Annotated in this window: 2 tRNA genes; both read right to left on the reverse strand. The window is 39.0% G+C overall.

The annotated features are described in order from the left end of the window. Positions 1 to 162 precede the first annotated feature (162 nt). A tRNA-Gly gene (locus tag ACNI3T_RS03025) sits at positions 163 to 235 on the reverse strand. Positions 236 to 358: 123 nt separating this feature from the next. Beyond that, positions 359 to 440 (reverse strand) — tRNA-Tyr (locus ACNI3T_RS03030). Positions 441 to 652 lie beyond the last annotated feature (212 nt).

Consider the following 652-nt stretch of genomic DNA (forward strand, 5'->3'; position numbering starts at 1 on the left):
GTCGGCCAGACAATTGACTGTTTTAAACAGCGATATCCATAAACCTATCAGGCTTATGGAAAAGATCAGGCTCGAGGTACTTCAGTCATTTTAACCCTTAAAGAGCAAACCGATAAAAGTCGGTTATAGTGACCGGATAAATCCTGATTCAATTAAATTTAGAGCGGGAGACCGGGTTCGAACCGGCGACATTCAGCTTGGAAGGCTGACGCTCTACCAACTGAGCTACTCCCGCATTACATATATTTAAAGGATTATCAAATAAATTTGATGATCCGCAAGGGTGACCCCTTACTAAGCTTTTTATTCAATCGCTTTAGAAAATGAATTTTCTACGCGATCTTCATAAAAAGCTTTGTGGGGAGAGCAGGATTCGAACCTGCGAAGACGTAGTCAGCAGATTTACAGTCTGCCCTCGTTGGCCGCTTGAGTATCTCCCCAAAAATTACCACTATTTCATAGAACCATTACTGAAACAGCTTAGCTTACAATGGTTTTTTTAACGGCTGCAAATTAAAGTAATTTTACAGCACCATCCAAAGCATTTTTTAAAATTTCTGTCAAATATTTTACAAGCTATTCATCAACAATGATTTAAACTTGAAAGTTCTTCAGAAACTTCGGTGTTTTCAGTATTTCAAGAGCCGATGGA

It is taken from the genome of Christiangramia qingdaonensis (genome assembly GCF_048381525.1).
Classification (GTDB): domain Bacteria; phylum Bacteroidota; class Bacteroidia; order Flavobacteriales; family Flavobacteriaceae; genus Christiangramia.